Annotated in this window: 3 protein-coding genes; all 3 read right to left on the bottom strand. The window is 25.6% G+C overall.

Annotated elements, in window-relative coordinates:
- Positions 1-392: 392 nt before the first annotated feature.
- Positions 393-1,700 carry a 30S ribosomal protein S12 methylthiotransferase RimO gene (gene rimO, locus M3Z80_RS09385; RefSeq protein WP_293919353.1) on the bottom strand — a complete coding sequence of 436 codons (1,308 nt, stop codon included), beginning with the start codon at positions 1,698-1,700 and terminating at the stop codon, positions 393-395.
- A 76-nt stretch (positions 1,701-1,776) separates the two neighbouring features.
- On the bottom strand, positions 1,777-2,739 hold the full coding sequence (locus tag M3Z80_RS09380) for a hypothetical protein (protein WP_293919352.1): 963 nt from the start codon (positions 2,737-2,739) through the stop codon (positions 1,777-1,779).
- A gap of 58 nt (positions 2,740-2,797) precedes the next feature.
- On the bottom strand, positions 2,798-3,982 hold a 1,185-nt coding region (locus M3Z80_RS09375; RefSeq protein WP_459251452.1), incomplete at its 5' end, for a THUMP domain-containing class I SAM-dependent RNA methyltransferase.

Raw genomic sequence — 3,982 nt, 5'->3', positions numbered from 1 at the left:
AAAGAAAATATAGAAGCTACTTCTCTTATTAAGTTAAATAGTAATTTTAAACCAAATAAATAAAAGTTTGTCTAAAATAAAAATATTTGGGAAAAGATATTCAGATAATATTATGAAATTAATAGATTAATGACTCTTGTTAATAATTTATATTATATCAAAAATCAATTACAAATCATTAATTTAAGTTATAAAATCCAATAAATCATATTATTTTTTTACTAATTTATTTAAAATAATAATATAAATAAATTAGATTATATAATAAGGGTATAATTTTTCAATTTTACCCTTATTATTTTAATATTTTTAGGATTAAAAAGTTATACCTTAATAAAATAATTTTACTTATGAATTTTTAACTATCATCAAAAAATAATAGTATACAAATTTTATTTATTAACTATTTCACCATAGAGATCAAAATCTTCTGCGAGGTTAATCTTAACTGTAACAAAACTACCTATTGATAAATAAATATCAGTGGCAGATATTAAAACTTCATTATCAACATCTGGCGAATCATACTCTGTTCTAGCAACATAATATTCTCCTTCTTTTCTGTCAATAATGCAGGTAAATGTTTTGCCTATTTTTTTTTGATTTAATTCCCAGGAAATCTGAGATTGTATTTCCATTATTTCATTGACACGTCTTGTTTTTTCTTCTTCTGTAACGGAATCTTCTAAAGAAAAAGCGGATGTATTTTCTTCATGAGAATATGAAAAGCATCCTAAACGATCAAATCTTTGTTCAATGATCCAATTTTTCAATTCTTGAAAATGTTCTTCCGTTTCACCCGGATAGCCAACAATTAAGGTTGTTCTTATTGCTATATCTGGTACATGTGATCGGAATTCTGAAAGTAATTTATTTGTTTTTTCTTTTGTAGTTCCTCTTTTCATAGATTGGAGTATATCGCTCGAAATATGTTGAAGAGGAATATCAATATAATTACAAATTTTGGGTTCTTTTTTCATTAACTCTAATACCTCTATAGGAAAACCTGTAGGAAACGCATAATGTAAACGAATCCACTCAATACCCTCCACTTTGATCAATTCTTTTAATAAATCAGCTAATGCTCTTTTTTTATACAGGTCTAATCCATAATATGTTAAATCTTGAGCTATTAGAATTAATTCTTTAGTGCCCCCTTGAGCTAACGATTTTGCTTCCTTTATTAAATCTTCAATTGGAGTTGATACATGCTTGCCCCTTATTAATGGAATTGCACAGAAACTACAAGGCCTATCGCAACCTTCAGAAATTTTCAGGTATGCATAATGCCTTGGAGTAGTTATCAGCTTCTCTCCTACCAGTTCATGTTTATAATCTGCTCCTAGTGCTTTTAATAGCAAAGGTAGTTCGCGGGTTCCAAAATATTGATCAACATCAGGAATTTCCTTTTCTAAATCCGGCTTATATCTTTCCGAAAGACATCCTGTTACAAAAACTTTTTCAATAATACCTTCTTCTTTCTGTTTTACACATTCTAAGATGGTATTAATACTTTCTTCTTTTGCGTTATCAATAAAACCACAAGTATTAATAACAACAATGTCACCATTTTGTTCGTGAACAACATCTTTATGGTTAGATTTTAATTGGTTAATTAGAATTTCGGAATCATAAATATTTTTAGAACAGCCTAAAGTTATAACGTTAATTTTTTTTTTCCCAATAGATTTTGTTCGCATTTGCTGTTATTTTTATAATGCAAAGTTATTTATATTTTTATAAATGAAAATTATTAGTGTAAAACAAATAATTTGATCAATTTAATTCTAATATATTTTTAACCCAAGTATTAACATGGTATTTATCTAAAATATAATTAGGCAGTTTCTGATATTCTGTATTTAAAAATTCATCGGGAATTATAATATTATCGGGGTCGATAAGCAATATGTTGTTAGGATTATAAAAATCATAATTTACGATGTCTTTATTGGTCGTTATAAGTTTTTTGTGATAACCCAATGATTCAAATACCCTAAAAGTTAATCCTGTTTGTTCAAGTCTTTGTATATCAATCATAAGATTAGATGTCTTAATTTTTTCAAGGGATTCTTCTCTTGAGACCATCTTATTTAAATAATTGATTTTAGTTTTTATTTTTGGCGTATATAAGTTTATTTGTCTTCTGTTTACGACAATAAATTCATAGGGATAATTTTTACTATCTAAAACTTTTGCTATTTTCTCAAGTACAGGTGTTCTTTTATCTAAAGAACATATATTAAAAGCTTTTCTTTCTTCATTCAATTTTTTTTCATCAAATTGTTCATAAATATAGTTTGGAATAAATTTTAGCTTATATTTTTCAACATCTTTTTTATCATAACTATAAATTTTATCAAAAAATTCAAAAGTATTGGAAATAGCTGGCATTCGTTCTACCCCATCATAATGATAGGCTATCATCTGATTACTTTTCAATTTACAAAAAGTTAATGTTTCAGGAGACAACCATTCGGCATGTATAATAATAATTTTATCAAATTTATCGTAATTAGATAATTTTTCTCTAATTAATTTATCTAGATGATACCTTTTTATATTGATATTAAAAAAAGATTTATTAATTAAATTCTTTAAACGATCAAATAAATTCGGATATAGGTATCTATTAGCATAAATATCAATATGAATCGCCTCTATGCCTAATTTTTTCATTGCAGATATAATATATTTATCATATCCGTAATAATCTAAAGATATTAAAGCGACTTTCATAATTTATAATTACTAAATTAGTTATTTAAAAAGCGAAATATATAATAAATTTTACATATTAAAAATTAAATTTTAAATTTCCACTGTTATTTATCTTATTATTTTTAGTTTTATTACTTCCTTCATAAATATCATATTGGAAAAGGCGACATTCTAATTTTCCATTAAAAATTTTAATTTTTTTCGATGGTCTTAATCCAATTTTTTTATAAGCTTCTAAATCTGAAGTTATAAACCATGAAAATACATTTTTATAATTATTTTTTAAAGTATCTCCTATATTTTTATAAAAGTTATCTGTAGCAATTGAAATTCTTTCACCATAAGGAGGATTAAAAACGATTAATAAAGGGTATTGTTCTTTTTTAGAGGTAAAAAAATCTTGATTTTTTAATTCAATGAATTCAGTTAAATCTGCAGCCTCTATATTTTCTTTGGCACAAAGTAATGCTTTATTAGAAACATCATATCCAAAAATTTTACCTGAAAAGTCTTTAATTCTATTTATTCTCGTATCTTTTATTTGATTGAATAATTCTAAATCAAAATTTTTCCAATTAGTAAATCCAAATTTTTTTCTATGTAGTTGTGGTGGAATATTTAATGCCATCATAGCAGCTTCAATTAATAAAGTTCCTGATCCGCACATAGGATCTAAAAAATTTCCTTTTCCATCCCATCCAGCAATATTCAATAATCCTGCTGCTAAAACTTCATTTATTGGAGCTTCAAAATGAGATTTTCTATACCCTCTTTTAAAGAGAGGATCTCCGCTACTATCTAAAGAAATGGTCACATCTTGATTGCTTATATGCAGATGTAGCTTAATATCTGGATTGAATCTTTCAATATCTGGTCTTTTACCAAATTTCTTCCTAAAGTGATCCACTATACTATCTTTCATTTTTAACATGATATATTGTGAATGTTTGAAATATTCGGAATATACAGTTGAATCTATAGCAAATGTTTGTGAATTATAAAAGTAATTTTCCCAGGGAATTTTATTTATTTCTTTTTCAAAGACAATTTCATTTTTAGCTTTAAAATGCCATATTGGAACTAATATTTTTAATGCTGTTCTTAGAGAATAATTAGCCTTATATAAAAATCCTAAGTCTCCATAGAATTCTACTGCTCTATTTTTCTTTATAATTTTAGAAGCTCCTAATTGTTTGAGCTCTTGCACGAGCATATCTTCCAAACCATAAAATGTTTTTGCTTGCACTATAAAGGAATCTTT

The organism is Apibacter sp. (assembly GCF_025291155.1).
In the GTDB taxonomy this organism is placed as follows: domain Bacteria; phylum Bacteroidota; class Bacteroidia; order Flavobacteriales; family Weeksellaceae; genus Apibacter.
The sequence above is the reverse complement of the archived record's forward strand: the minus strand, read 5'-3'. Positions and strand labels throughout refer to the sequence as shown.

Excerpts from the sequence above, each read along its gene's own strand:
- rimO (WP_293919353.1), bottom strand. The coding sequence starts at position 1,700 with ATGCGAACAAAATCTATTGGGAAAAAAAAAATTAACGTTATAACTTTA.
- M3Z80_RS09380 (WP_293919352.1), bottom strand. The coding sequence starts at position 2,739 with ATGAAAGTCGCTTTAATATCTTTAGATTATTACGGATATGATAAATAT.